Source organism: Algoriphagus sp. (genome assembly GCF_046296635.1).
Classification (GTDB): Bacteria; Bacteroidota; Bacteroidia; order Cytophagales; family Cyclobacteriaceae; genus Algoriphagus.
On the sequence record NZ_JBKBKZ010000037.1, the window covers coordinates 1 to 26,365 of the forward strand.

The following is a 26,365-nucleotide window of genomic DNA, read 5'->3' on the forward strand; positions in this document are numbered from 1 at the left end:
ATTTGGCTGGAAAGAACTTTCATCTTCCTAGGTTTTTAAGTTAATTTATAACACACACGCCTCGTGGCGCACCAGATATACACAGATTTTTTTGTCTACGTGATTATAGAATCTCATAGTTATTTAAGCGAAGCGCATACTCTGTGACCTCAAAAAAGGCTGCCAGTGCACTGAATGAATGAAGTTCTTTACCCATCGATTCCTTAAAAAACTTTTCCTTTTCGAAAACCTTTGCGTTCATGGTGCTTTTTGCGGTAAATAAAAAAAACCTTCAGAGTTTTTAAACTCCAAAGGCTTCTAATTTTTCAAAATCTGGGTTGTGCTGCTTCTCCAGAAGCTGCACTTACAATGCAATAATGCTGCTTCAGGAGAAGCAGCATAACGGTGGAATTCCCAAAGTCAATCAAGCGAAGCGCATACTTTGTGATCTCAAAAAAGGCTTCAAGTGCTTTGAAAGACTGAAGTTCTTTTCATTCATTGACTCCTCGAAATCTGTCTCTCAGTGAGCTCAGTGGTAAAATTTTTATGTAAGAGCCTATGGTAATGTCTATATAACCTTTGCGGTATTTCGTGTCCTTCGTGGTTTAAAAACAAAAAAACTTTCGAGGTTCTTGAAAACCTCAAAGGTTAATTTAGTGGAATTTCTCAAGTTTAATCAAGCGAAGCGCATTCTCTGTGGCCTCAAAAAAGGTCTCCAATGTCAATCGAGAATGAGGTTCTTTCTGAAAATGCCAATTCGAATAATAATCTCTCAGAAAACTTTGCGTTTCTTAGCGTCCTTTGCGGTTTAAAACAAAAAAACCTTCGAGGTTCTTAAAAACCTCAAAGGTTATCACTTCCTCGCCAAAGCTCTTTTTGCAGCTTTCACAATATTCTCAGCATTCAAGCCATATTTTTCAAGCAATTGAGTGGGAGTGCCTGACTCGCCGAAGCTGTCATTTACGCCTACATATTCTAAAGGAGCTGGATTGTTTCGGATCAAAGTCTGCGCAATGCTGTCGCCCAAACCACCATTAATCTGATGCTCTTCGGCAGATACGGCACAACCTGTCTTTATCACTGATTCCAAGATCGCTTCTTCATCCAAAGGCTTGATCGTATGGATATTGATCACTTCGGCATGAATTCCTTCTTCTCTCAGCATCGCTTCCGCTACTACCGCTTCCCAAACCAAATGGCCGGTTGCAAAGATCGTCACGTCCTTGCCGTCGATCATCTTCCAGGCTTTTCCAATTTCAAACTTCTGATCAACAGGAGTGAAGATTGGCCAGCTTGGACGTCCAAATCTTAAGTAAACCGGTCCTTCATAGTCGGCAATAGCCAAAGTCGCAGCTTTCGTTTGGTTGTAGTCACATGGGTTGATCACCGTCATGTGAGGGAGCATCTTCATCATGCCCAAATCCTCCAAAATCTGGTGTGTCGCACCATCTTCTCCCAAAGTCAAACCTGCGTGAGATGCACAGATTTTCACATTTTTATTGGAATAGGCTACGGATTGACGGATTTGGTCATATACTCTGCCGGTGGCAAAGTTTGCGAATGTTCCAGCGAAAGGGATTTTTCCACCAATGGTTAAACCAGCAGAAATGCCAATCATATTGGCTTCTGCAATTCCTGTTTGGAAAAATCTTTCTGGGAATTCTTTTTGGAAATCGCCCATTTTCAGTGATCCGATCAAGTCAGCACAAAGGCCAACTACATTAGGATTTCTTCTTCCTGCTTCCAGGAACCCATCTCCGAATCCTGATCGGGTATCTTTTTTTTCTGTATAAGTAAATTTTAAGTCTAAGCTCATGATCTAGTCTGTTGGAGGGAAAAATTAATAATCGCCGAGAGTTTCTTCCAATTGGCCTAATGCATTTGCCAATTGCTCGTCGTTCGGAGGGGAACCGTGCCATTTGTGTGTACCAACCATGAAATCGACTCCAAAGCCCATTTCTGTACCGAGCAAGTTCACCACTGGTTTGCCTTTACCTGTCATAGACTTAGCTTTTTCCAATCCTTCAATGACGGATTTCATGTCATTGCCTTTTCTAATTTCATTCACTTCCCAGCCAAATGCTTCCCATTTAGCTTTCAGATCAAAAAGGTCCATGATCTTTTTCGTAGGACCATCGATCTGTTGACCATTGAAATCCACCGTAGCAATCAAATTGTCAACTTTGTGATGCGTAGCATACATTGCTGCTTCCCAAATCTGTCCTTCCTGCAATTCTCCGTCACCCATCATCACATAGACAAGCTTGTCATCTTTGTCGATCTTCTTAGCCTGAGCGACGCCCAATGCCACAGAAAGTCCCTGACCCAAAGATCCCGAAGCAACGCGGATACCCGGCAAATGCTCGTGTGTAGCAGGGTGACCCTGAAGTCTGGAGTTCAATTTTCTGAACGTTTTCAGTTCAGAAACCGGGAAATATCCGCTACGAGCAAGCACTGAATACCAACCAGCGGATAAGTGTCCATTAGAAAGGAAGAAAAGATCTTCACCTTTTCCATCCATCTTGAAATCAGGATTGTGATGCAGCTGATCGAAATACAGTGCGACGAAAAATTCAGCGCATCCAAGTGGTGCACCCGGGTGACCGGACTGAACAGCGTGAACCATTCGTAACACGTCTCTTCTGAGCTGAGTAGCGATTTTTTGGAGTTGTTCGATTGATTGTTTTTCCATTACGGAGGTTTATTTTAGGATTTGAGCAGTATGATTTTTGGTGTCAACCTTTGAAATAATTTCAGCAATTTTCCCCTGCTCATCAATCACAAAAGTTGTTCTGGCAGTGCCCATGTATTTACGGCCATACATGGATTTTTCTACCCAGGTACCATACGCCTCGTGCACTTTCAGATCAATATCTGCGATGAGAGAAAAGGGGAGTGCTTGCTTTTCAATGAATTTTTGATGGGATTTTTCAGCATCGGAGCTGATGCCTAAGACTACATAACCTGCTTTCAGGAGTGTGTCGTAATTGTCTCGAAGGTTGCATGCCTGAGCAGTACAGCCGGGAGTTGCATCTTTTGGATAAAAGTAAAGCACGACTTTTTTTCCTTTGTAATCGGAGAGTTTGATAGTTTCTCCTGTTTCAATTTTTGCTTCGAATTCTGGAGCCTTTTGGCCAACTTCTAATGACATAATGTTTTTTTTTGAATGGAACAAAGATTAAGAAATGGTGCCTTTCCACTCAGCAACGTTGCCGGCCATGTCGGTCACCTTGAGTAAAACAGCTCCTCGGAGCGGTTGTTTATCCAAAGTCTCGGACCAAATCACGGCTTGCTTGTGCTCGTAGCGCATCAAAACCCATTTTCCATCTACAAAAGCCTCGAAGCTTTTGATTCCGGAAAGATTATCCTTGATCGTAAATCTCATTTCTTGACCATTGACGCTTATTGGGGTAATTGTTGGTTTGACATCATCAACGCCCAAAACAAAACTACCAAAATTTCTGGTTTTGAAGCGGATTTGTCCACCTTCCCATTCGCCTCCGGCAAAAGATCTTGAACCATTTGGTGAACGGAGATACACATGAGTACGGCTTTTGTCACCGGAATAGCCACTTACATCCCATGTAACCTCGATAGGATTCCAAAGGTATTCAGAGGTTTCATGAAGTCGCAAGACTGGAGCAGATGCCGAACCAGTAATACCTGCTCTCAGGTAAAGATCCTCCAAAAGACTGTTTTCCTCTGTTCGAATTTTAAATCCATTTGTCGCCAGCATATATTCCTTTCCCAACGGGAAGTGTCCAACCAAGTCGGGAATCAATATTTCTGAACAGAGGTCAATTTTTGAAGGGATGCCAAATCTTAAACCCCAGAGGTAGGTTCGAGTCTGTGAGTCCTGGTAAGCTGGAAGAATTTCATAGACCGTATTACCAATAAAAAATTTCGCTAATCCTCCCTTGGTCGTCTGTGCGACTTTGATCTTCATGTGATGTTTGGTATAGCTAGTTTGAGCTTTAGCCGGTGCGGCACCATCCGAAACAGTAGAGTCTAAGTCTGTCCCTGTCAGGGTCAAATTGACTAAACGTGGATTATTATAGGCATCCAGAAGTTTTATAGTGACTGCTCTCTTTTCTCCACTTGGTATTTCAAAATATCCGGTTCCTGGAGTGTTTGGAGTGAAAAAATCAAACTTCAAATTGGGCTGATGGTAAAGGCGAGTGAAGCGATTCTGATGTGTATGCAGTAGAAAATGACGGGTGTAATTGAAGTCCACTCGATCAATATTCATCGCATAGAGTAATCCGGAATCGTCAGAAACTTCGAATTTCGGAAAGCCATTTTGGTTTTCTGCTCCGTCAAGTTTGTCGTATGCTTGAATTTCCAGCCCGACTCTGCCAGTCACTCGGATTGTTTCAGGAATTCGGTAGCTAGCACCACTGAGGACGGGAGTAAGTTCGATACGTTGAAATTTTCCATTCACTCGGCTGTCAATTTCCAGTGGGACGATCGCAATTTTCTGAGGAGTGGGAGGGATGTTATCCAGGATTTCTGTAAAACCTGCCAAAAGCGGATCCATTGCCCGATCCAAACTGTCTCGAATTTCAAAGTGAAGGTGCGGACCGCCCGAGCTTCCGGTATTTCCTCCATTGGCAATTAGCTCCCCTCTTTTGACAGGCAGTTCCCCAATACCCGGAAATATTTCCAGTTCATTGGCTTTAGCTTCATACATTTTCTGCCGCATCCACTCGGTCAGCTTGGGATTGAAATTGCGCAAGTGACCATAGAGTGTAATGTGTCCTGTTGGATGCTTGAGGTAGATGACATTTCCATAGCCAAATGAGGAAACCTTAATGCGATGAATCCAGCCATCCGCTGCAGCATAGATCGGTTCACCTTCAGTCCCACCAAATTTGTAATCCAATCCTGTATGGAAATGGTTGGGTCTTAATTCAGAAAAATTCCCAGACAGGTAATTTCTTGCTCCGGGTTTGACTGGAGATCGGAAAATTCCTTTTTCGATTTGTTGGGCTGATAGTCCAGATACTGTCAAAAAGACAAGAAATAGGGTAAAAGAGCGTAGGTTATTTAACTTCAAAATCAAGCATTTTTTCTGTTCCAATAAAACCAGTCAGGTGATCCCCAACTTTGACGGGCCCAACTCCGGCGGGTGTACCGGTGTAGATGAGGTCGCCTTTCTTCAACGTGAAGAACTGGGAAACGTAGGAGATTATTGTAGCAAAATCGAAAAGCATCAAACTTGTATTTCCCTTTTGTCGGAGTTCTCCATTGATTTCCAGATGGAAGTCGATGTCCTTTAGATCTGCAAAATCACTAACAGGTTTAAAGTCACCAATTGGTGCTGAACCATTAAATGCTTTTGCGATTTCCCACGGGAGACCTTTGGCCTTACATTGATCCTGCAAATCCCTTGCTGTAAAATCAATCCCCAGCCCAATCTCTTCAAAATACCGATGTGCAAACTGAGGTTGGATATATTTTCCTTCTTTGGAAATCTTAAGCACTAGCTCAACTTCATGATGAATATTTTCTGAAAAATCGGGGTAGAAAAACGGAGCGCCGCCTTTTAATAATGCGGTGTCAGGCTTGAGAAAAACGACTGGTTTTCCGGATTTTTCATTTTTAAGTTCTTCAATATGAGCCGCATAATTGCGACCAATGCAGATGATTTTCATGGAATTTTTCTCGGGGTTTTGCCAAAGCACTTTGGCTTCGAAACCGTGAAAATAAGGATATCTGTGTCAAAAACAGGGTTGAACAAAGGGAAACTGGGAACTTTTATTCGGAAGGTTTGAATCGAATAAGGAGATTACCTGAAGCATCAAAAAAATCCAAGAATCCATCAGCAGTGATTTCATATTCGACCGTATTACCTACAAATCCAAAATCTGCTTGAGAAGAGGGGTTTTGGGCAAGGCAAATTTTGCTAATGTCCAATCGGCCGTAGCCTGCTGCCAGTTGAATTTTTCTTTCTCCCACTTCACCAAGACCTGTTTCACCGTAAGCACATCCCCCAGAGACATAAAGTGATCGGTTCAGTTTGATTATTCGAATATGAATTGGAAAGTAAGCTATCCCGGGAATTGGAACATTTTGCCAGTTGCCCTCAATTCTCCAAACCAAATCTTTTCTCTTCTCTAGGATGGATTTGAGTTTATATTTTTCAGGAGGAGTATTTTCTTCGACCTTGACTTTGAGTCTGTAAATATATCCTTCCTCAAATTTGAAGCCTTTGATTTCGAAGTTTTCACTTTTTAAATTCCAATTAGAATAATTCAGCTCTTCTGACTCTTGGATCAGTAGTGAAAGACCAGGCTCTGCATAGGGAGGGAGGCTTTTATCTTATCGGTAAGGGTAAACCCAAATGGTTTTCTCCTCATTTTCCGAACAGGAAAAGAAAAGAACAACGATAACTAATAACAAATAACGGCTTTTCATATCAATTCAATTTTTCCCAAACCGCAACTTCTCCCTCGTTTTCGCTGTAAAACGTTAGGACATTCCCTTCTCTTTTGAAATTCCGAGTAATTCCTGGAAAGGCTGGAATCAGCAATACATTAGGACACGCTATTTGTGTTGAAATAGTAGTTCCGAATGATAGGATTTTATCTGGACCTACTTTTTGAATTTCAAGTGTTATGTGATTACAACCATCAGAAGATCCTGCCATTCTGATTCCGGGCAATATTCCAACTGATTGACCTTTCGGGAAGTTTTCGTTTGGAAGGTCTTCACCCATGTATTTTTTAACTTTCCAGCCTCCTTCGATTAGCTCATAGTAGTCCTTTTCTTCAGCTAAAACTCTGATTAATTTTCTCCTAATCTCTCCAGTAGTCGTGTTTTCGATTTTTCTAACCAAGATCTTTTGGATGAATGTTGGTTTAAAAGTAAAGCCCTCAATTTCTAACGGGATTCTTTCCAATGACAACCAATTATAATCAAACTCAGCCGCGTGGCTAATTCCTAAGCATGAGGAAGGTTTGTTTGATGTTGATTCGCATGGAACAGTATAGCTATATACCCAAAAAGTTTCTTCAATGCCTTGTGGCTCTTAATTTTCCGAACAGGAATAGAGGAAAAAAATAACAGGAAGTAATGTCCAGAGGCTCCGCTTCATGAGAAAGATAAATTTTAGCTCTAACCAAACTTAAATTCTATCTCTGAAAGCAAGTCAATCAAAATCGCAAAATCTAAAATTTTTATTCTCAGATTTTGCAAAGTGAACTATAAGCATGAATCTTAAATCAAGCTTAAAACTTGATTTTTTTAACTTCTTTGAGAAGTTTCTCAGTCCATCTTTGATACATTAAACCAGACGAGTGAAGTTGATCTTCCACCAACATTTCAGGCCTAGCACCGATGTTGCGATAGTCTTCCGTAATATCAATAAAAGTGATTCCGTATATTTTGCAGATGGCTTTTTTGGCTGAGTTATAGGCGTCAATTTCTCTCGCTACTTTTGCTTGATCAGACTTTCTATTGACTGCAAAAGGTGTCACACCCCAGTCAGGAATCGAGAGAACCACGACATGATCTGTGGTTCCCCTTGCAAAAATAATTGCTCGGTTCAGCATCAACTCAAAATCCCTTTCAAAATCTTCAACAGGTCTGCCACGGTATTGATTATTGACTCCGATAAGTAAGGTGACGAGATCATACCCTTCTCTTTTTGTGCTTGCAGCGTTTATTCCTGCATCCAATTCATCTACTGTCCAACCTGTTTTTGCAATGATCTGGGGTGCGGAGAAATTTAACTTTCCTGCTTTGTTAAGTTCATTGACCAATTGCACAGGATAGCGGTCTTTTTCCGGAACTCCTTCTCCAATAGTGTAGCTGTCGCCAAGTGCGAGGTAGGTTAATTGTGGTATTTTGGGCATAGTGTCTGAAATATCAGTGGACTTGCAGCTAATTAAACTGAACGATAAGAAGAAGTAAAATATTAATCGCATAATGAATTAGAAATTGCGTGTAAGGTATATCTGATTTCGCAAACAGTGTCTGCGCAATTGGTTGAATTGACTGAAAGCGAGACTAACTACTATGTATATCCGCAATTCTGCAAGAAACCAAATTTTCTTAAGTTTCACCTCGACTTCCCACCACGGCGGGCAAGCTGCTCGGTGTCCGTTAGTTTTTGTTTTAAGGGAGGGGTGGAATATGCGGCGCAGCAGCTTATTCCACCCCTCCCTTAAAACACCTGAAGTCCGGTGGCCGAGCGAAGTCGAGGCCATTTTGATCTACTTGCAAAGAAGAGGTAAATAATTATAACTAATCAAGAAAAGACTTGCTCCAAAATCGAAAATGTTCCGGCATCAGCATCCATTTTAACTTTTGCCCCTACGGGAATGATGAATTGTTTCGGAATATGCCCGATCATAGCCCCGGTATAAGCAGGAATTTTAAGGGGAAGAATATAATGATCCATGATCTGATCTACTGTAAACGCACCATAGCCGCCACCCGGAGTGCAACCCGAACATTGACCGAAAATAAAGCCTTTGATTTTCGCCAAAGTACCATTCAATTGAAGCGTACTCATCATCCGATCAATGCGATAAGGATCTTCTCCAATGTCTTCGATAAATAAAATAGAATCCTTGAAATCAGGATAATATGGGGTTCCGGATAAAGCTGAAAGTACGGTCAAATTTCCTCCTAAAATTTTCCCTTCCACGATTCCACCTCTTAGCGTTTGAATCCGATTTCCTTTGATCACTAGGTCATCCCCTTTAGTTTGCTCGTTTTGAAACGTAACCAACTCCTTCTCAAAAAAGACCTTTTCGAATTGTTTCACATTAAAACTGTTCCAACTGCCGGTTCCGTTTTGACCGTGAAAGGTGATCAAACCGGTTTGGCTATAAATCGCACAAAGCAAAGCCGTGATGTCCGAATAGCCCAAAAGTGGTTTCGGATTGGCTTTGATCTTTTTGTAATCAATCAGTGGGAGAATTCTCGCTGCACCCGAACCTCCTCTGATGCAGATGAGGGCCTTCACCTCGTCATCAGCGAACATGGAATTCAGGTCTTTTGCCCGCTCTTCATCGGTTCCAGCCAAGTGGCCAAATCGATTTTGAAGGTTTTCTCCAAGTTTCACTTTAAAACCCAATGCCCCCATCGCTTCTTTGGCGTAGGTGAATTCCATCCGATCGGCTGTAGCAGCAGAAGGACTGATGATTCCGACCGTATCACCTTTTTGGATTGATTTGGGCAAAAGAGTTCGCAGCTCCATACTTTGCTTGGAATCAAAACCTAGAAAAGGAGTGGTTACTGCCAGCAACCCAAATGACTTGATGAAATTGCGCTTGTTCATGATTGAGGGATTTTGGATGAAAATAAGTGCTTTTTTTTGAAGAAAGACACAAGATGTGAGACCGAAGACACAGAGACCGGAGAAAGAAACTTACCAAGCACCCTTTCCTTACAAACTTCCCAACCTCCCAAACCTCCAACCAAAATTTTCCCACAGACCTGACTGCCGTCAGGCAAGTTTAACACAGAAAAGGACACAGACCTGCCTGCCGCCAGGCAGGTTTGCGCAGATTCTTTTGATTGAGAAGGGATAGTAAGATTTTCTATTCTCTTTTTGTTCAAAAATCTCAAAGAAAAACCCTGCCAAATGACAGGGTTTCGTTTAATTTTTTGCTTCCAACAAAAGCTTCTCCAACTGCTCCATCATTGGTTTGAGTGTTTTATCATATTTCCTGATCCGCCTCCTGATACTGAAATGCATAAAACCCAAAATCATTAGCGTCAACCCAAGGTGTATTGCTATTCTTATGCCACCTGAAAGTGTAGCAAGCAAAACGAAATAGGCGACATTAAGCGCAATTGCTAATAGAACCGCATAGAAATACATGTGCTTTCCTGCGATTGTGTAACGCTGACGAAGTTTTTCAAGTTGGATTTTTAAATATTCCCTGTTGGAAAAACTGTCAGAGTCGTCGCTAGGCCTGACCACCGAACTGAAACTTAACCAAGCTACCCAAATCATCGCCACCGCAATCACGAGAAGGCTTAGCAAAATCGCTTGACTTTCTTGCCAGGGCATAACTAGGAACAAGAAAATAAGTGTGGCAGGTGTGATGATTGCGATGGATATTTTTTCGCGTCGTTGCTTTTGCTCGGTCTTTTTCAGGCCTTCGATCAAATTGTTCAGATCAAAATCACTTGCTTTTTGACTCTGCCAAAGTTGTTGTATATCGTTGAAATTAGTTTCCATGAGGTTGAGGATTGAGTTTTTGGGTTAAAGCTGCTTTGATGCGGTTGACTTTGACTGCGACATAGTTTTCAGAAATCCCGCTGATCTCTGCTATGGCTTTGTAAGCGGTATTTTCCAAAAGAAGTGTGGCAATCACCCGGTCCAATTCCGGCAGTTCGTTGATGGCTTCGTAAAGCATTTGGATGCGGATTTCCTGTTCTGAGTTAAAGTTTTCGGGTTCGGATAGATCCAGATTTGCAGGCATTTCGGTTTGCTTTTCGTCCTTTTTCTTTTCCCTTGCGGAAAAAGTCAGGGCAGTGTTGTACGCAATTCGAAAGATCCAGGTGCTGATATCGCTTTCACCTTTGAAGCTGTCCAAATACCGCCAAATCTTGATCAGAATTTCTTGGAAAAGGTCATTGGCCAATTCCTTTTCCCTAACAAAACCCAGGCAAAGACGGTACACCTTGTCTTTATGACTTTGGTATAATGCTTCGAATTGAATTTCCTTATGACTTTTCATTTTATGAAGGCACTTACTTTTTCAATAAACCATTCTGGGTTGTCCCACATGATGAAGTGGTGTGCAGTTGGCGCCATTTCAATTTGGACATTATTTGCAAGTTGGTATTGAGATTCAAAAGTTTTTTTGGCGCTTTCTTCAGTCAATCCATATGCTTTGCCCGAATGCCAAGCTCCGAGAACCAAAATTGGAGTAGTTACGTCTGCCAACTCGTCTCGAAAATCAGCCGTCATCAGTTCGTAAAGTGCCTGACCCGTCGTCTCTCGATCACTTTCCAATGACCAGCTAACTGCGTTTGGCAATTTTTCTTTATTGGTTGTCATCATCGGCATAGACGCTTCCTGCTGAGCTCGATATTGTTCGGGACTTTGAGCTATCATCAATTGCTTCATCTGTGTGGCCATGGCTACCATGTTTTCTTCAGTTGCTGCGGGATTAAAGGCAGCGGAGTAAAAGGGAAAGGAGTCGACAATAATGGCCCGAGAAATTTTGTCAGGAAGGCTCCGGGACAGCTTTAGGGAAAGAAATCCTCCCAGACTATGACCGATCAGCGTGACTTTTTCAGCTTGGGTGTTGATGTAATCAGTAATCAAACTTTCCATGGTGGAAAGAAATCCATTAGGCATTACGATTTTTGGATTGGTGCCAAAGCCCGGAAGTGTCAAAACATGGCATTCGTGGTTTTTTGAGAGTTCGGCGACGGTCTCATCCCAAACTTCCCCTGAAGAAGCAAGCCCGGGAATGAGGATGATTTTTGGGCCTTTGCCTGAAACTTGGACTGCCAAGCCTTGAGTGAATGCAGTACTCAAACAGCCAAATAGGACGAAGTAAAGAAGGAATAGCTTTTTCATGATTTGTGCTTTTTTTCTTCTTTAGACCAGAGTCCGTTCAAATCCTTACAGAAATTTGAAGAAAAATTAGACATAAGTATCAAGACTCAAGTATCAAGACGGAAGACCCGAGTGGGGACCAACTCCCCTTGGATTACCTATTCTTTTTTGGAAACGAATCTTAATAAAATGGGGTAGGGGGGATTTTGGCAGAAGCAAGACACAAGAAGCAAGACACAAGATTGGAGACTTTTCCCAAAGTTTATCCCCCTCCAACAACGACAACAATTACAACCATGAAAACCCTCCCAACTTCTTCAAAGAAGCAAGACACAAGAAGCAAGACACAAGATTGGAGACTTTGCCCAAAGTTTATCCCCCTCCAACTCTTACAACCCGACAACAACGACAACAATTACAACGAATTAAGATGCAAGACACAAGATTAAAGACCGGAGACCGAAGACCGAAGAAAAAAGATTGGAGACATTTGCCCAAAGTTTATCCCCCTCCAACCCTTATAACCCGACAACCATGACAACTATGACAACCATTCAACCTCCCTAACATCGGTCATCCAACTTCCAAACCTCCAAACCCCCTACAACATATCCCTTACCATCACCAGCACCTTTTCCATTTCTTTTCGGACAGTGGACGCGGAATAAGGGTAATTGGAATTCATAAAAGCAAGGCCATACATTTTTCCGCTTTTCCCTTTGATCATTCCGACTAGGCTATGATTGTTGCTCATGGTACCGGTTTTGGCAAAAATATAGGGAGTAGCCGCCTGATAGCTGTTTTTAAGGGTTCCAGTTTTGCCTCCGGTAGGCAGCAATTCATACAGTTGATCCTCAGGAAGAATTCGGTAGATTTTATCAAAAAGTGTCATCATAGAGCGTGGCGTAAACAAATTATGCCGGCTTAGGCCGCTTCCATCGACCCATTTAGGTTGGTCGGGAAGGTCTGAGAGATGAGTTTTAAGGACATATTCAATAGCACGCTCAGTGTCTAACTCCTGAAAAAGCCGATCTGAAATCATGAATAGCATTTGTTCGGCGATGAAATTGTCACTTTCAAGCATCATCTCCTTCAGCAAAGGATAAAGCGAGGAACCACGAAAAACCCGGTGTTCTGCCGGTAGCCTTTCTTCGGAATAAATCCATCTTTTACGTGTTTCTTCTGCCGCCATTTGCACAAACAGATCAGGCAAAGTGAGGAATGGAATGTATCGCTCCCTGCCCAGAAAAGTGGCTGGATTATAAGCAAACGTATTGCTGTGAAAATCCCGCTCCAATTCTTTGATGGGTTTGGTAGTCATGCGAATAGCAGATTGAAAAAGTAAGGGGAAAACGGTCGGCTGATTCCCGACTTTTCTCACTTCTAACAAATTACCATAAATCGGGAAGGAACTCCGCTCGGCGGAATAGTCGTAATAATAATCATCCCATTGCCAGCCATATCCGAAACCGGGGGAAACTTGATTGGCATCCGAAAACTGAACAACAGAATAGGGGGCGAGCAATTTTTGGAAATCAGGTTGCTTGAAATTTTTGTACTTCCAACTCGGATCACCACTTCCCCAAATCTTAATCGTATCGCCCGAAGTGACGTACCTGAGCGTTTGTGTGCTGTCCTGCAGAATCAGAATACTCGCAAAAAGTGTCCAAAGCTTGGTTGTCGAGGCAGGAATGAATCGGATTTGCGAATTTTTCTCAAATAAAACCTGCTGCGAATCCAAGTCATACAGCATAAAACCGGTCAGGTGACCACTGAAAAAGCTTTGATCTCCAAGTGCAGATTCCAGTTTGATAAATTGGGCTCTGGAAAGCTGGGAAAAGGAAGAATGGGAGAATCCTAAAGTGACAAGCAGGAGAACAAAAATGTATGGATGTCTCATACTAGATTTCATTTTTCTTCTCGATCATTCCTCCCCAAAATAAGCCCAACCAACCCAGAATAAATGCCACGCCACCCAAAGGTGTAATCGCTCCCAACCATGTAATTCCGCTCAGGCAAAGCACATACAGAGAACCTGAGAAAATCAAAATCCCTAAGGAAAATCCCCAAAAACTCAAACCTAACTTTTTCCAATTTGGTTTTACAAAAGCTAAAACACCCAACCCAAAAAGAGCCAAGGAGTGGTAAAAATGATATTTAACGGCTGTCTCAAAAGTTTCCAATCTACCGGAAGCTTCCAGTATCGGTTTAAGGCTATGAGCTCCAAATGCTCCGATTCCTACGGCAATGGTGCCAAAAATTGCTGCTGTTTGGATGATTGTTGTTGGTTTCAAAAGGTATGGGTTATAGAGTTATTGGTTGATTATTTGTATATCTGAAATCGAGCATCACGAGAACGTCACACACTGGGATGATTTTAATCCATGCGAAGATTCCATCTGACCAATTAAAACAATTATAAACAGATGAAATAATTCCAGAATTCAAATTTTAAAATTGGTTCACCTCGACTTCGCTCGGTGACCGATGCTGGTTGTTTTTAGAGGAGAGTTAGAAAATGCGGCTTTGCCGCATTTTCTAACTCTCCTCTATGGCCAAATTTCCGGTGGCCGAGCGAAGTCGAGGCCATTTTATCCATTGGATCAATATTTAATTGTCCTTTTTCCCAAACCCGAAATCCGAAATCCGCCATCCGAAATCCGAAATCACCCCCGACTTCCAAATATCGCTGACCCAATCCTCACCATCGTGCTTCCTTCTTCCTGAGCGATTTTGTAATCTCCGCTCATTCCCATGGAGATTTCTTGTAGATCAACGAAATCCGGAAGACTTCTGGCTTTTAGTTCTTCGAAAAGCTGCTTCAATCCTCTGAATTCCTTGTGAACTTGATCCTTATTTTCAGTGAAAGTTGCCATGCCCATCAGTCCGATGACCTTTACATGAGTCAATTCTGCAAACTCTTTTGAACCCAGCATTTCATCCATTTCCGCCCGATCAAAACCGAATTTACTTTCCTCCTCGGCGATGTGCATTTGGATCAACACGGAAATAGTTCTATCGATTTTTTTGCCCTGTTTGTTGATTTCCTGAAGCAATTTGAAGGAATCGACTCCTTGGATCAGATGAACAAATGGAGCGATGTATTTGACCTTATTGCTTTGGAGATGACCGATCATGTGCCAACGAGTGTCGGCTGGCATCTCGGGTTGCTTGGCTTGGATTTCCTGAACTTTGTTTTCACCAAAATCCCGGATTCCAGCTTCGTAGGCAGCTTTGAGATCACCAAGAGGTTTGGTTTTGCTTACTGCGATGAGTTTGCAAGTTGGATTTGGAAATGATTTTTTAACAACTTCTAAATTGGCTTTAATATCCATTTTATAATTTTAGGCTTTCATTTTTCTACTTAACGCTCAAAACAAAGATATGGCAATACTCAGCAACTTGCTCAAAAAAGGCATTCGTCTCAGGGAGAGTTTGGAACAGGAATATTCAAGTCCCATTGACCTCCAAAAAGATCAACTCAGAAAGCTTCTTATGAAAGCTGAGCGAACTGAAATCGGGAAAAAGTATGACTTTCAAAAAGTGTTGAAGAGTTTTAAGAATGGAAACCAGGAGTTTTACGACTTGTTCAAAAACCAAATACCTATTTATGACTATAATTCGATTCATGAAGAGTTTTGGAAAAAACTTCAAGAAGGAAAGAAAAATGTCACATGGCCCGGTGCCGTCAAATACTTTGCGCTGAGTTCGGGAACATCTGGGGCTGCATCGAAATATATCCCAATCACTAAGGCTATGGCCAATGCCATCCGTCGAACAGGCGTTCGGCAAATATTAAGCCTTTCCAAATATGAATTACCTGCATCGCTTTTCACCAAGGGAATTTTGATGCTGGGAGGAAGTACAGACCTGGAATTTAATGGCACCTATTTTTCCGGAGATTTGAGCGGGATTACCGCCAGCAAACTTCCGATTTGGCTTCAGCGATTTTACAAGCCTGGGAAAAAAATAGCCAAAAACAGAAACTGGGGCGATAAACTGGATCAGATCGTTAATCAAGCCAAAGATTGGGATATTGGGATCATCGTCGGGGTTCCGGCTTGGCTGCAGCTCCTGATGGAAAAAATCATCGAGCGTTATAATGTGAAGCATATTCATGAGATCTGGCCAAATCTTCAGATTTTCGTGCATGGTGGGGTATCTTTTGAGCCCTATAAAAAGGGATTTGAAAAGCTACTTGGAAAGCCATTAGTCTATATTGAAACCTATTTGGCATCAGAGGGATTTTTGGCTTTTCAGGCTTTGCCAAATCGAAAATCCATGCGTTTGGTGCTGAATAATGGGATTTTTCATGAATTCATTCCTTTTTCGGAGGAAAATTTTGATGAGGAAGGGAATGTAAGGCAATCTGCAAAAACCTTTAAAATCGATGAAATTGAAGAGGGTAAAGACTATGCATTATTGATCACAACCTGCGCTGGTGCTTGGCGGTATTTGATAGGTGATGTAGTCAGATTTGTTTCCAAAGAAGAATCAGAGATCATCATTACAGGTAGGACAAAGCACTTTTTGAGTTTGTGTGGGGAGCATCTTTCTGTGGACAATATGAATAAGGCGATCGAAATGGCTTCAGATGAACTCAATTTTCGAGTAAAGGAATTCACAGTTTTGGGAGTACCTCACAAAAGCCTCTTTGCTCATCATTGGTTTGTAGGTTCGGATGATAAGGTCGATTCCGAAATGCTAAAAGAAGCCCTTGATTTGAATCTCAAAGCACTTAATGACGACTATGCTGTGGAGCGTAAGCATGCGCTAAAGAAGGTTATTGTGGATGTTTTGCCATCTGCTGTCTTTTATGATTGGATGAAAAGTCAGGGAAAAGAAGGCGGTCAGAATAAATTCCCGAGGGTTTTGAAAGGTGATAAGGCTGAAAATTGGCAAAAATTTATTTCAGAAAAAGGATATTCTAAATGATTCAGGCACTCTTTGAAGGAATCGGGATGGGGCTTGTACTTTCTTTGATGGTAGGTCCGGTGTTCTTTGCACTCATTACAGCGAGCATTGAGCAGGGATTTCGATATGCAGCGATACTTGCCCTAGGAATTTTGGTGAGCGATCTGATTTATGTGGTGATTACCTTTTTTGGAGTTAGTTTTTTGACTGAATCGCCTAGAATTGAAACAACACTTGGCTATGTGGGTGGTGTGATTTTGGTTGGTTTTGGAATAAGATTTTTTGGAAAAAAAGATGCTTCAAGACCAAACTCCGGAGGTATTCCCCTGCCAACTGCGAAAAAGCGAACCGCATTTGCCAAAGGTTTTGGTATTAATGGAATCAATCCTTTTGTGATGCTTTTTTGGATTTCTATCGCAAGCTTGGTGACACTCAAATCAAACTGGGATGAGACAGCTGTGATCACCTATTATTTTGGATTACTTCTCACTGTTTTTGGAATAGACTTACTTAAGGCATTTATCGCTGGAAAATTAACCCATCTGATGACACCTAAATTCCGGTTGATTATGAATAGGAGCGTTGGAGTTTTGGTTTGTTACTTTGGGATAAAAATGATTTGGAGTACATTTTCTCGTTAAGATAGAAGTCAAACCAAATAGATTATTGTAGGTTTAAGGATATATGATCTCCACTCCAAATCCCGCATTTAAGTCTGTATTATTTTTACTGCTTCTCCTTGGCTCGTTTCCACTTTTGGCGCAGGATATTCCGGTTCTCCAAGATTTCAATCAGACTCGATTGGATTACAACGAGAAGGGAATGCTAATTCTGGGCTCATGGGCAGTGGGAAATATGGTTTGGGGTGGGATAGGAGCAAGTCAGACGACTGGGCAGACAAAAGCCTTTCATCAAATGAATTTGTATTGGAACTCGGTAAATCTGCTTATCGCAGGTTTTGGCTATTATCAGGCTACAAAGGAAACTCCAGGTACTGATTTTTGGGCGACCGTAGAAGCGCAGCATGGAATCGAGAAAGTACTCCTATTTAATGGAGCCTTAGATCTTGCATATATGGCTGGAGGATTATATATGAAGGAAAGAGGGCTGCGAAAAGATAATGACCGACTGATCGGATTTGGAAAATCGGTTATTCTTCAAGGAGCTTTTCTGTTGGCTTTTGATGGGGTGATGTATGGCTTTCATCAAGTTCATGGGAAAGAGCTTCCTGGTTTGGTTCAAAATATAAGTTTGGGTACTTCTGGTGTAAATTTCAGAATGAATTTCTAAAATATTGGTTCATTGTGAACTAGTTATTGAATAATCCGTAATTTTAATTATTTCCTTAAAAATCCTTGAAATATGAAGAATATACTCCCATTACTCGCTCTAATTTTTATTTTGGGTTCATGCAAAGTTTCAGAAGTCATGTCTGTTGATACCCTCGCAAATTCTGAATTGCTGAACGAATATCAGACTTTTAAAATGATCGAAAAGGATTATTCTGACAAAAGGAATGAGCGAATCAAACTCACCTTCAGAGACAAACTGATCGAGTTTGGATTTGAGGAAGTTTCAGAAAACCCTGATTTTTTGATCCAGGGAGTGATTGTTTCCCGGGATTTTATTGAGAGGGCAGAGGTATCCAATTCCTCTATTCCAGGGCCTTTCTATAGGGCAATAAATTCTGGTGATGATTTTCCCAATGGTGGCCTAGGGAGGAGTGTAGTAATTAATTCTGGAATGATTGGAAAGGTGATTTTTTTGATTCAAGACTCTAAAACAAATGAAATTGCTTGGATGGGAATCAGTTCTGGAGTTGTTTATGGAGGCGATCGTCAATTTGATCTCGATAAGATGGATCTTGTACTCCATCAGTTATTGACCTCGCTATATTGATAATTTAGCTAGGTAATCTGATGCTTGGTAGCTTGTGTATGTAAGAGATTAGGCAAAGGCTTGGTATAAACTTTTTATCTTTGTCCTATGGAAAATTTATCCCCTTGCCCCAAATGTAAATCCGAGTACACCTATCAAATGGATAACCTGATGGTTTGTCCTGACTGCGGTCACGAATGGGATCCTAATGTAGAAGCTGAAGTAGAAGTTGGCTTGGTCGTAAAAGATGCTAATGGGACGATCCTAGTAATCGGAGATTCTGTGGTGATCGCAAAAGATCTTCCTGTGAAAGGTGCACCAAAATCCATCAAGGCCGGCACGAAAGTGAAAAACATCCGACTGGTAGAAGGAGATCACAATATCGATTGTAAGATAGAAGGATTTGGATCAATGGCGCTGAAGTCTGAATTTGTGAGGAAAGCGTAGTATCAGTATTCAGTATTCAGTCGCAGTAGGCAGATTTCCTAAAAAATTTATCAGTTTTTATTCGCAATAAAATAAAGTGATCGGTAGGCAGTCTCAGTTTGCAGATTTAAGTGAGAATGCTAAAGTCAGAAAGCTGAAAGAATCGCAGGAATCGGGTGGTTGAGGTGATCAAAAGGCGGTCTCAGTTGGCAGAAGGGCCAACTCCCCCTTGAATTTGGATTACTGATGAGAAAGAAAATGCTAATCAAAGGGGGTAGGGGGGATTTGAATTTGGATTTCGGATTGATTCCAAGCTAATTTGTCCCCAACAGTCTTAAGTTACAAAAAAAATCCCTCCGGAGCGAACCAGAGGGATTTATCATTTAAAAGCTATTTAAGATTAAGCCAAATATTTTTCTACTGGAGTGTATGGCATATCAAATGCCTGAGCAACTGCTTCATACACAATTTCTCCGTTGATGACATTCAATCCTGGTACCAAATCAGGATTTTCCAGAGCTGCTTGTTTCCAGCCTTTATCTGCCAGTTGAATTGCATAAGGCAAAGTCGCATTAGTCAGTGCTAGGGTAGAAGTATAAGGAACTGCACCCGGCATATTGGCCACACAATAGTGAACCACATCATCGATAATGTAAGTTGGGTTCTCATGTGTGGTTGGCTTGCATGTCTCAATGCAACCTCCCTGATCTACTGCCACGTCAACCACTACCGTTCCAGGTCTCATATCCTTCAACATATCGCGAGTGATTAAGTGAGGTGCTTTTGCACCAGGGATTAGCACCGCTCCGACGATCAAGTCGTGATCTTTAATCAGAGTGCGGATATTGTACTCATTTGACATCATCGTCTTCACATTGGCGGGCATTACGTCTGCCAAGTATCTCAAACGAGGAAGAGATACATCCATTATCGTCACGTCGGCACCCAAACCAGCAGCCATCCAAGCTGCCTGGGTTCCGACGATTCCGCCACCTAGGATAAGGACTTTGGCAGGAAGTACACCTGGTACTCCTCCCAAAAGGACGCCTCTCCCTTTGAATGGCTTCTCAAGGTAGTTTGCTCCTTTTTGAATAGCCATTCTGCCTGCTACTTCAGACATAGGTACTAAAAGTGGAAGGCTTCGGTCAGTTTTTTCTACTGTTTCGTAAGCCAGACAAACTGCTTTGCTTGCAACCATTGCCTTGGTCAGAGGCTCATACGATGCGAAGTGAAAGTAGGTAAATAACAACTGATTTTCCTTAATCAACTTGTACTCAGATTCAATCGGTTCTTTGACCTTGATGATCATCTCTGCGATCTCATAAGTAGCTTCGATGGTAGGGAGGATTTTTGCACCGGCAGTCTCGTATTCGGAGTCAGGGAAACCACTGCCTTCGCCGGCGGTATGCTGAACATAAACAGTATGTCCTCTTTTGATCAATTCTTTCGCACCGGCTGGGGTTAGAGCTACCCGATTTTCGTTGTTTTTAATTTCCTTAGGAACACCTATTATCATGGCTATCGTATTTGGATTTTTATATTCGACACAAAGATAGCAAGCAAAAAGAATCCATAAAGCCCTTCAAAAAATAGTATTTGGTAATGATTTGGTGAAAAGCTGGATTTCCGTACTTTATTTTACTTTTCTTCTGTAGGATGCAGATTATTCCAAAATTTAATTTTTTAAAGACGAATATTTCGAATATTTTTTTCTTGAAAATATTTATTTGTTGAATTTTCCTTGATTCTTGATTTTCAAACATTTCAAATGTTTGTTGCCGATTTACGATATATTATTTCTTTTGGATGAAAATAATGCAATTGATTCAAAATTTTTGATTGCAAAAATGTAAAGCCGAAATTTGTATCAATATCAAATTTGGTTATTTTTGGTAGTGCTAAGTGCAAACGTATAAACCCAAAGTAACAATTAGATTAAACTCGCAAATGGCAATAACCAAAACACAAACGCAAATTCCGGAAGTACCGAATCATCAAAAGGAAGAAGTATTGAATGATTTCAGACTTGCGGTGATGAGTAGGCATGCTTCTCTTATGGGCCGAAAAGAGGTCTTCATGGGAAAAGCAAAGTTTGGGATTTTTGGTGATGGAAAGGAACTGGCGCAGCTTGCTATGGCCAAAGCTTTTCGGCTTGGTGATTTTCGATCCGGATATTATCGGGATCAGACTTTTATGATGGCGATTGGTGAACTGACAGTTCAGCAATATTTTGCACAGCTTTACGCACATACAGATGTTGAAGCAGAGCCAGCCAGTGCCGGTCGTCTGATGAACGGGCACTTTGCGACACGATCCATTGATGAGAACGGTGATTGGAAAGAGCTCACCAAAATGTATAATTCAGCAGCTGACATTTCACCCACAGCAGCGCAGATGCCAAAACTTTTGGGTTTAGCCTATGCCTCTAAACTTTTCAGAGAAAACAAAGAACTAAAAAACCTTACTCAATTCTCTGTAAATGGGAATGAAGTAGCCTGGGGAACAATTGGTAATGCTTCTACCTCGGAGGGAATGTTTTTCGAGTCGATTAATGCTGCCGGAGTTTTACAGGTTCCTATGGTGATTTCAGTTTGGGATGATGGATATGGAATCTCCGTTCCCAAGGAATACCACACCACCAAGGGAAGTATCTCGGAAGTGTTGATGGGCTTTGAGCGAAACGAGAATGAAAAAGGTTTTGAAATCATTCGGGTCAAAGGCTGGGATTACGAAGGACTGAAATCAGCGTTTTTACATGCGGGAGCATTGGCCAGAAAAAGTCATATTCCGGTTTTGATACATGTGGAAGACATGACTCAGCCTCAGGGTCACTCTACTTCAGGATCACATGAGCGATATAAATCAGCAGAGCGACTACAATGGGAGAAGGATTGGGATTGTATTGTCAAATTCAGAGATTACATCATCTCAAACGGCATAGCTAGCGATGATGTGCTTGACCAAATCGATAATGAAGCGAAAGTCGAAGTCAAACGACAAAAAGACGCTGCTTGGAATGAGTTCTCCGGTGAAATCAAAAACGAAATTCAGGAAGTAATTTCATTACTGAAATCCACGGCGGAAAAAAGTACTCGTAAAGTTGTGTTGCTTCAGATGGCTGAGGATTTATCTAAGACCCTCAATCCGATTAGAAAAGATGCGATCAGCACGGTTAGGAAAGCTTTGTTACTTTTGAGATTCGATTCAGAAAACCTAAAAAGTGACCTTAAAAACTGGTATAAGGTTCAGGAAGAAAAAAATCTTGATCGTTACAACAGCCATTTGTACAGTCAAACTGAGTGGGCGGTTGAGAAGGTTAAAGAGGTGCCGGCTCTCTACAATGAAAAGTCTGCCATGGTTGATGGCCGGGAAATCTTACAGGCATTTTTTGATTACACACTTGAAAAAGATCCACGATTCTTCGCTTTCGGTGAGGATGTTGGGAAAATTGGAGATGTAAATCAGGCTTTTTCAGGTCTTCAGGCAAAATATGGAAAAAATCGAGTTTCAGACACTGGAATTAGAGAGTGTACCATTATAGGTCAGGGGATAGGTGCAGCACTTAGAGGTCTCAGACCCGTAGCAGAGATTCAGTATTTGGATTATTTGCTTTATGGATTGCAAATGCTTTCCGATGACTTGGCCTCCTTGCTTTACCGCACAAAAGGTGGACAAAAGGCACCATTAATCGTCAGAACAAGAGGACATAGGCTAGAGGGTGTTTGGCATTCAGGTTCACCAATGGGGATGATTTTATCCTCCTTGAGAGGGATGATTGTCTGTGTGCCAAGAGATATGACTCAGGCCGCAGGTATGTACAAAACCTTGTTGGAATCTGACGAACCTGCAATTGTAATAGAGTGCCTTAACGGTTATCGCCTGAAGGAAAAAATGCCTTTGAATCTTGGAGAATTCAATGTGCCTATGGGTAAGCCGGAAATACTTCGTGAAGGCAAGGATATAACAGTCGTTACTTACGGAAGTATGTGCCGTATAGTAGCTGAAGCTGCCGGGGCTTTAGCCGAAATAGGAATTTCTGTTGAGATTGTTGATGCACAGACATTATTGCCATTTGACACCTATGGTGTGATTGGAGATTCCATCAAAAGGACAAATCGAGTACTATTCGCAGATGAGGATGTGCCCGGCGGAGCTTCTGCTTTTATGCTTCAACAAGTGATGGATGGTCAGAACATCTTCAAATACTTGGATTCCGAACCTCAAACTCTGTCAGCAAAAGCACATAGACCAGCATATTCATCTGATGGAGACTATTTTTCAAAACCAAGCGTGGATGATGTTGTAGAAAAAATCTACGAAATCATGCATGAAGCGAATCCCAAAAAGTTTCCTTCCCTTTAAAAATACTGAGGCAGTTCAATATTTTTTGTCAAATATTGCTAAGACGACGTGGAAATCAAGGTTTTAAAAACAGACTTCGACTCCGCTCAGTCTGACATAAAAAAGCCCTCTTTTCGAGGGCTTTTTGGTGTCTAATTTCTTGTGATTTGCCTTAATGTTACCTCTGGGCTTGAGACTTGATTACTCCTGTTTAAAGCCCGATCTTGTATTTCCACATCTATACGCAAGGTATCCGTTCTGAAAATTGATTCCCAACCTGATGAAAGCATTCTGTATTTGATGTTTCCCTCAACTGATTGAGCTTCTTCTGTAATAAGAATTCTTGGAAATCTACCGTTGAATGTGCTGAAAAATGGTGGGTCTTGCCATCTAAATTCTCTGAACTGACCACTCCTTTTGATGTAAAATCTTACAAAAATATTGTATTGATTCTCATTTTGCCTAACCCAAATGGTGTCTTTGACCACAGTATTGTTAATAATTGGATCAACAACCCAGTCAATCGGATTATAATTGGGGGCATTAGAAGGACGTTTTGAATACGTAATCAGATTACCTGCTGCATCTCGGAGATAATTCAAAGGATTGAAAGGTGGATTCACATCCGTAGCTGAAAGTCCCAAATCACCCTCAGCATCCTTGAAGTTTACACTTATGATCAAAGAATCTTGGCCTGATGTACGAACATACTCAATGGTCGAAAATTCAATTTGAGGAACGCTCGGAAAATTATCAGGCGGACTGATGCAGGAAGTCCCACCTAGGACCGAGATCAAGATTAATCCTAAATAGTTTTTGAATCGCATTGGTTGAAGGTAAATTTACACCCGAAAATAACGTTAGTTTTTTTTAGTAAAAACGCAAAATATAAAACGATGCAAGAATTTAAAAGTTTTTCAGAAAGTCTACCCTTTTTGAATAACAGTCAGTTTGAAGATCTTGCGATGGATTTATTCCAGTTTCAATCTGCTGAAAATGAGGTTTATAATGCTTATCTCAATGCTAGAAAAGTAGATATAAAGTCAATCAATTCAATATCCTCAATTCCTTTTTTACCCATTCGATTTTTCAAAGATTTCCCTGTAATCTGCGGTCAGGTAGATGATTTTTCTTCATTTTATTCCAGCAGCGGAACCACAGGTATGATTACCAGCAAGCATTTCATCTGGTCAGAGCAATGGTATTTGGAGCATGCTCGGCGGATTTTTGAAAAGGAGTATGGGAAACTGACTGATTTTCATGTCTTGGCCTTGCTTCCGGCATATTTAGAGCGTCCAGGTAGCAGCTTGGTTTCAATGGCCCAACATTTTATCAACTGTTCCCAATCTACTCACTCAGGTTTTTACCTATATAATCAGGATGAGTTGCTTGAAAAGTTGAAAATGCTTAAAAATGACTCAAGACAAGTACTATTGTTGGGAGTGACTTTTGGATTACTTGATTTGGCAGAATCGGGCAAGGATTTTTCCCCAATGGAAAATCTGATCGTAATGGAAACAGGAGGGATGAAAGGCAGACGAAAGGAAATGATCCGAGAGGAAGTTCATGATATTCTGAAATCCTTTTTCAGAGTAAATACCGTACATTCTGAATATGGTATGACAGAATTGATGTCTCAAGCATACTCAAAAGGAGAGGGAAAATATACGCTTCCTGTGACAATGCGCGTTATGCTTCGGGACGTGAACGATCCACTCAGCTGGTCCAGCAGATCCCAAGGGGGGATTAATGTAATTGACTTGGCAAACCTCCATTCCTGTGCATTTATAGAGACACAGGATTTGGGCAGGTTTGACGAAAATGGATTTCTTGAGGTCCTCGGCCGATTTGACAATTCAGAGATTAGAGGTTGCAACTTGTTGGTGCAGTAATTGCTATCTTAAGATTTAATAGACATATTTGAAAGGATAAAAACAGATAAGTAAAATCTAGAAATTAAACTAGATTCCTGTAAGCATTAAAAAAAACAAATTATACACAAATGAAAAGATTAGCCACGATTGCACTATTGGTTGGGATTTTAGCTTTAGGAGCATGTGCTTCAAGCAAACCTTGCCCGGCTTATGCCAAAGCACCTACATCACAGAATCCGAATAGCTAAAAAAAATGCTGACCTTAATAGTCAGCATATTTTTTTATGTCCTCAAGGCTGATCAAAGGTTCACCCAAAATCACCAATCGTTCCACTACATTTCGGAGTTCCCGGATGTTCCCTGTCCATGGAAACTCCTGAAGTTTTGACAATGCCTCTTTGGTGATTCCTTTTTTTGCATCCCCATTTTCCTGAGCGATATCATCGAGGAACTTGTCCACTAATAGAGGTATATCCTCTTTTCTTTCTTTCAATGAAGGCACCTGAACCAATATCACGCTAAGTCTGTGATACAGATCCTCGCGAAATCTTCCTCCTTCTATCTCTTTCTTTAAGTCTTTATTAGTCGCAGCAAGGACTCTCACATCTACTTTGATGTCTCTGTCACTTCCTACACGGTTGATCAGGTTTTCCTGGAGTGCACGAAGCACTTTGGATTGTGCCGAAAGCGACATATCGCCGATCTCGTCAAGAAATATTGTTCCGCCTTGCGCTTGCTCAAATTTACCGTTCCGCTGCTTGTGGGCAGAGGTGAAGGCTCCTTTTTCGTGACCAAACAACTCGGATTCGATAAGTTCGGAAGGAATTGCTGCACAGTTTACGGCCACAAATGGTTCTGACTGCCGATTGCTTTTCTGATGAATCCAATGTGCTACAAGTTCTTTTCCTGTTCCATTTGGACCTGTGATTAGCACTCGCGCATCAGTGGGAGCAACTTTTTCGATGGTTTCTTTGACTTTAGCTATAGCAGGAGATTCTCCTACCATGTCCAATTTCTTCGAAAGCTTCTTCTTGAGCACTTTGGTCTCTGTGACCAACTGCTTCTTGTCCAGTGCATTGCGGACAGTGAGCAGCAGACGATTGAGATCGGGAGGTTTTGGGATGAAGTCAAAAGCGCCCTTCTTGGTGGCTTCCACGGCAGTTTCGATGCTTCCATGCGCGGATATCATAATGAATTGAGGAGACCGTCCCATAGCTTTTGCCTGATCCAAAACCTCTATCCCATCCATCTTTGGCATTTTGATATCGCAAAGTACAAGGTCGAAATCTTCCTCCTGCATTTTGGCCAAACCTTCTTCACCGTCTTGGGCTTCAGTCACTTCAAACTTTTCGTACTCGAGGATCTCCCTGAGGGAGGCGCGGATAAACCGCTCGTCGTCAATAATGAGAATCTTTGGCATGTC

General features: G+C 41.5%; 26 protein-coding genes and 1 pseudogene. 7 read left to right on the top strand and 20 right to left on the bottom strand.

The annotated features are described in order from the left end of the window. Positions 1-103: 103 nt before the first annotated feature. The 17 genes and pseudogenes from ACK4HU_RS20255 to ACK4HU_RS20335 all read right to left on the bottom strand — a co-directional run bounded on the left by ACK4HU_RS20255 (position 104) and on the right by ACK4HU_RS20335 (position 14,844). Positions 104-241: a hypothetical protein gene (locus tag ACK4HU_RS20255; protein WP_409809551.1), complete on the bottom strand. Its 138-nt coding sequence runs from the start codon at positions 239-241 to the stop codon at positions 104-106. Between the two features lie 591 nt (positions 242-832). Then, on the bottom strand, positions 833-1,795 hold the full coding sequence (locus tag ACK4HU_RS20260; protein WP_409809552.1) for a transketolase family protein: 963 nt from the start codon (positions 1,793-1,795) through the stop codon (positions 833-835). 24 nt (positions 1,796-1,819) lie between these two features. Next, complete coding sequence (locus tag ACK4HU_RS20265) at positions 1,820-2,671, bottom strand: transketolase (protein ID WP_409809553.1); 852 nt, start codon at positions 2,669-2,671, stop codon at positions 1,820-1,822. A gap of 9 nt (positions 2,672-2,680) precedes the next feature. After that, positions 2,681-3,130 carry a thioredoxin-dependent thiol peroxidase gene (bcp, locus tag ACK4HU_RS20270; RefSeq protein ID WP_409809554.1) on the bottom strand — a complete coding sequence of 150 codons (450 nt, stop codon included), beginning with the start codon at positions 3,128-3,130 and terminating at the stop codon, positions 2,681-2,683. A gap of 27 nt (positions 3,131-3,157) precedes the next feature. Continuing rightward, on the bottom strand, positions 3,158-5,035 hold the full coding sequence (locus tag ACK4HU_RS20275) for a M23 family metallopeptidase (protein ID WP_409809555.1): 1,878 nt from the start codon (positions 5,033-5,035) through the stop codon (positions 3,158-3,160). Then, entirely contained in the window at positions 5,022-5,633 is a 612-nt protein-coding gene (locus ACK4HU_RS20280) for a fumarylacetoacetate hydrolase family protein (protein ID WP_409809556.1), read from the bottom strand. Before ACK4HU_RS20280 ends, ACK4HU_RS20275 begins: the two co-directional genes overlap by 14 nt. Before the next feature lie 103 nt (positions 5,634-5,736). Further along, positions 5,737-6,081: a hypothetical protein gene (locus ACK4HU_RS20285; RefSeq protein WP_409809557.1), complete on the bottom strand. Its 345-nt coding sequence runs from the start codon at positions 6,079-6,081 to the stop codon at positions 5,737-5,739. A 24-nt stretch (positions 6,082-6,105) separates the two neighbouring features. Beyond that, positions 6,106-6,258: pseudogene (locus ACK4HU_RS20290) on the bottom strand (DUF4377 domain-containing protein); the annotation flags it as partial. A gap of 139 nt (positions 6,259-6,397) precedes the next feature. Further along, positions 6,398-6,880: an META domain-containing protein gene (locus ACK4HU_RS20295; RefSeq protein WP_409809558.1), complete on the bottom strand. Its 483-nt coding sequence runs from the start codon at positions 6,878-6,880 to the stop codon at positions 6,398-6,400. Between the two features lie 328 nt (positions 6,881-7,208). Next, positions 7,209-7,835 carry an SGNH/GDSL hydrolase family protein gene (locus ACK4HU_RS20300; protein ID WP_409809559.1) on the bottom strand — a complete coding sequence of 209 codons (627 nt, stop codon included), beginning with the start codon at positions 7,833-7,835 and terminating at the stop codon, positions 7,209-7,211. A gap of 395 nt (positions 7,836-8,230) precedes the next feature. After that, positions 8,231-9,268 (bottom strand): LD-carboxypeptidase, encoded by a 1,038-nt coding sequence (locus ACK4HU_RS20305; RefSeq protein WP_409809560.1) that lies wholly within the window; start codon positions 9,266-9,268, stop codon positions 8,231-8,233. A gap of 321 nt (positions 9,269-9,589) precedes the next feature. Further along, complete coding sequence (locus ACK4HU_RS20310) at positions 9,590-10,177, bottom strand: hypothetical protein (protein ID WP_409809561.1); 588 nt, start codon at positions 10,175-10,177, stop codon at positions 9,590-9,592. After that, positions 10,167-10,679 (bottom strand): RNA polymerase sigma factor, encoded by a 513-nt coding sequence (locus tag ACK4HU_RS20315; protein ID WP_409809562.1) that lies wholly within the window; start codon positions 10,677-10,679, stop codon positions 10,167-10,169. The genes ACK4HU_RS20310 and ACK4HU_RS20315 overlap by 11 nt, the downstream gene beginning before the upstream one ends. Next, on the bottom strand, positions 10,676-11,530 hold the full coding sequence (locus ACK4HU_RS20320) for an alpha/beta fold hydrolase (RefSeq protein ID WP_409809563.1): 855 nt from the start codon (positions 11,528-11,530) through the stop codon (positions 10,676-10,678). The genes ACK4HU_RS20315 and ACK4HU_RS20320 overlap by 4 nt, the downstream gene beginning before the upstream one ends. 580 nt (positions 11,531-12,110) lie before the next feature. Then, on the bottom strand, positions 12,111-13,409 hold the full coding sequence (locus ACK4HU_RS20325) for a D-alanyl-D-alanine carboxypeptidase (protein ID WP_409809564.1): 1,299 nt from the start codon (positions 13,407-13,409) through the stop codon (positions 12,111-12,113). A gap of 1 nt (position 13,410) precedes the next feature. Next, complete coding sequence (locus ACK4HU_RS20330; protein WP_409809565.1) at positions 13,411-13,803, bottom strand: DUF423 domain-containing protein; 393 nt, start codon at positions 13,801-13,803, stop codon at positions 13,411-13,413. Between the two features lie 372 nt (positions 13,804-14,175). Then, on the bottom strand, positions 14,176-14,844 hold the full coding sequence (locus ACK4HU_RS20335) for a YggS family pyridoxal phosphate-dependent enzyme (protein WP_409809567.1): 669 nt from the start codon (positions 14,842-14,844) through the stop codon (positions 14,176-14,178). Positions 14,845-14,893: 49 nt separating this feature from the next. Between ACK4HU_RS20335 and ACK4HU_RS20340 the strand changes: the two genes are divergently transcribed. From ACK4HU_RS20340 to ACK4HU_RS20360, 5 genes are all read left to right on the top strand, one after another. Next, the gene (locus ACK4HU_RS20340) at positions 14,894-16,444 is read left to right on the top strand and encodes a GH3 auxin-responsive promoter family protein (RefSeq protein ID WP_409809569.1); all 1,551 of its coding nucleotides are present in this window, start codon (positions 14,894-14,896) and stop codon (positions 16,442-16,444) included. Beyond that, complete coding sequence (locus tag ACK4HU_RS20345) at positions 16,441-17,064, top strand: LysE family translocator (protein WP_409809571.1); 624 nt, start codon at positions 16,441-16,443, stop codon at positions 17,062-17,064. Before ACK4HU_RS20340 ends, ACK4HU_RS20345 begins: the two co-directional genes overlap by 4 nt. A 43-nt stretch (positions 17,065-17,107) precedes the next feature. Next, entirely contained in the window at positions 17,108-17,713 is a 606-nt protein-coding gene (locus ACK4HU_RS20350; RefSeq protein WP_409809573.1) for a DUF6992 family protein, read from the top strand. Positions 17,714-17,785: 72 nt separating this feature from the next. Then, positions 17,786-18,322, top strand: a complete 537-nt coding sequence (locus ACK4HU_RS20355; protein WP_409809575.1) for a DUF4136 domain-containing protein — start codon at positions 17,786-17,788, stop codon at positions 18,320-18,322. A gap of 87 nt (positions 18,323-18,409) precedes the next feature. Further along, positions 18,410-18,748: a zinc ribbon domain-containing protein YjdM gene (locus ACK4HU_RS20360; RefSeq protein WP_409809577.1), complete on the top strand. Its 339-nt coding sequence runs from the start codon at positions 18,410-18,412 to the stop codon at positions 18,746-18,748. Between the two features lie 379 nt (positions 18,749-19,127). Here the strand turns inward: ACK4HU_RS20360 and ald are convergent, their stop codons facing one another. After that, the gene (ald, locus tag ACK4HU_RS20365; RefSeq protein ID WP_409809579.1) at positions 19,128-20,243 is read right to left on the bottom strand and encodes an alanine dehydrogenase; all 1,116 of its coding nucleotides are present in this window, start codon (positions 20,241-20,243) and stop codon (positions 19,128-19,130) included. A 431-nt stretch (positions 20,244-20,674) separates the two neighbouring features. Here ald and ACK4HU_RS20370 point away from each other — a divergent pair, with 431 nt between their 5' ends. Continuing rightward, the gene (locus ACK4HU_RS20370; protein ID WP_409809581.1) at positions 20,675-23,089 is read left to right on the top strand and encodes a thiamine pyrophosphate-dependent enzyme; all 2,415 of its coding nucleotides are present in this window, start codon (positions 20,675-20,677) and stop codon (positions 23,087-23,089) included. Positions 23,090-23,220: 131 nt separating this feature from the next. Here the strand turns inward: ACK4HU_RS20370 and ACK4HU_RS20375 are convergent, their stop codons facing one another. Next, on the bottom strand, positions 23,221-23,895 hold the full coding sequence (locus ACK4HU_RS20375) for a hypothetical protein (protein ID WP_409809583.1): 675 nt from the start codon (positions 23,893-23,895) through the stop codon (positions 23,221-23,223). A gap of 69 nt (positions 23,896-23,964) precedes the next feature. On the opposite strand from ACK4HU_RS20375, the gene ACK4HU_RS20380 reads away from it, so the two are divergent. Next, complete coding sequence (locus tag ACK4HU_RS20380; RefSeq protein WP_409809584.1) at positions 23,965-24,960, top strand: acyl transferase; 996 nt, start codon at positions 23,965-23,967, stop codon at positions 24,958-24,960. Positions 24,961-25,204: 244 nt separating this feature from the next. Here ACK4HU_RS20380 and ACK4HU_RS20385 read toward each other — a convergent pair whose 3' ends face one another. Further along, positions 25,205-26,362 carry a sigma-54-dependent transcriptional regulator gene (locus ACK4HU_RS20385; protein WP_409809586.1) on the bottom strand — a complete coding sequence of 386 codons (1,158 nt, stop codon included), beginning with the start codon at positions 26,360-26,362 and terminating at the stop codon, positions 25,205-25,207. Positions 26,363-26,365: the final 3 nt, after the last annotated feature.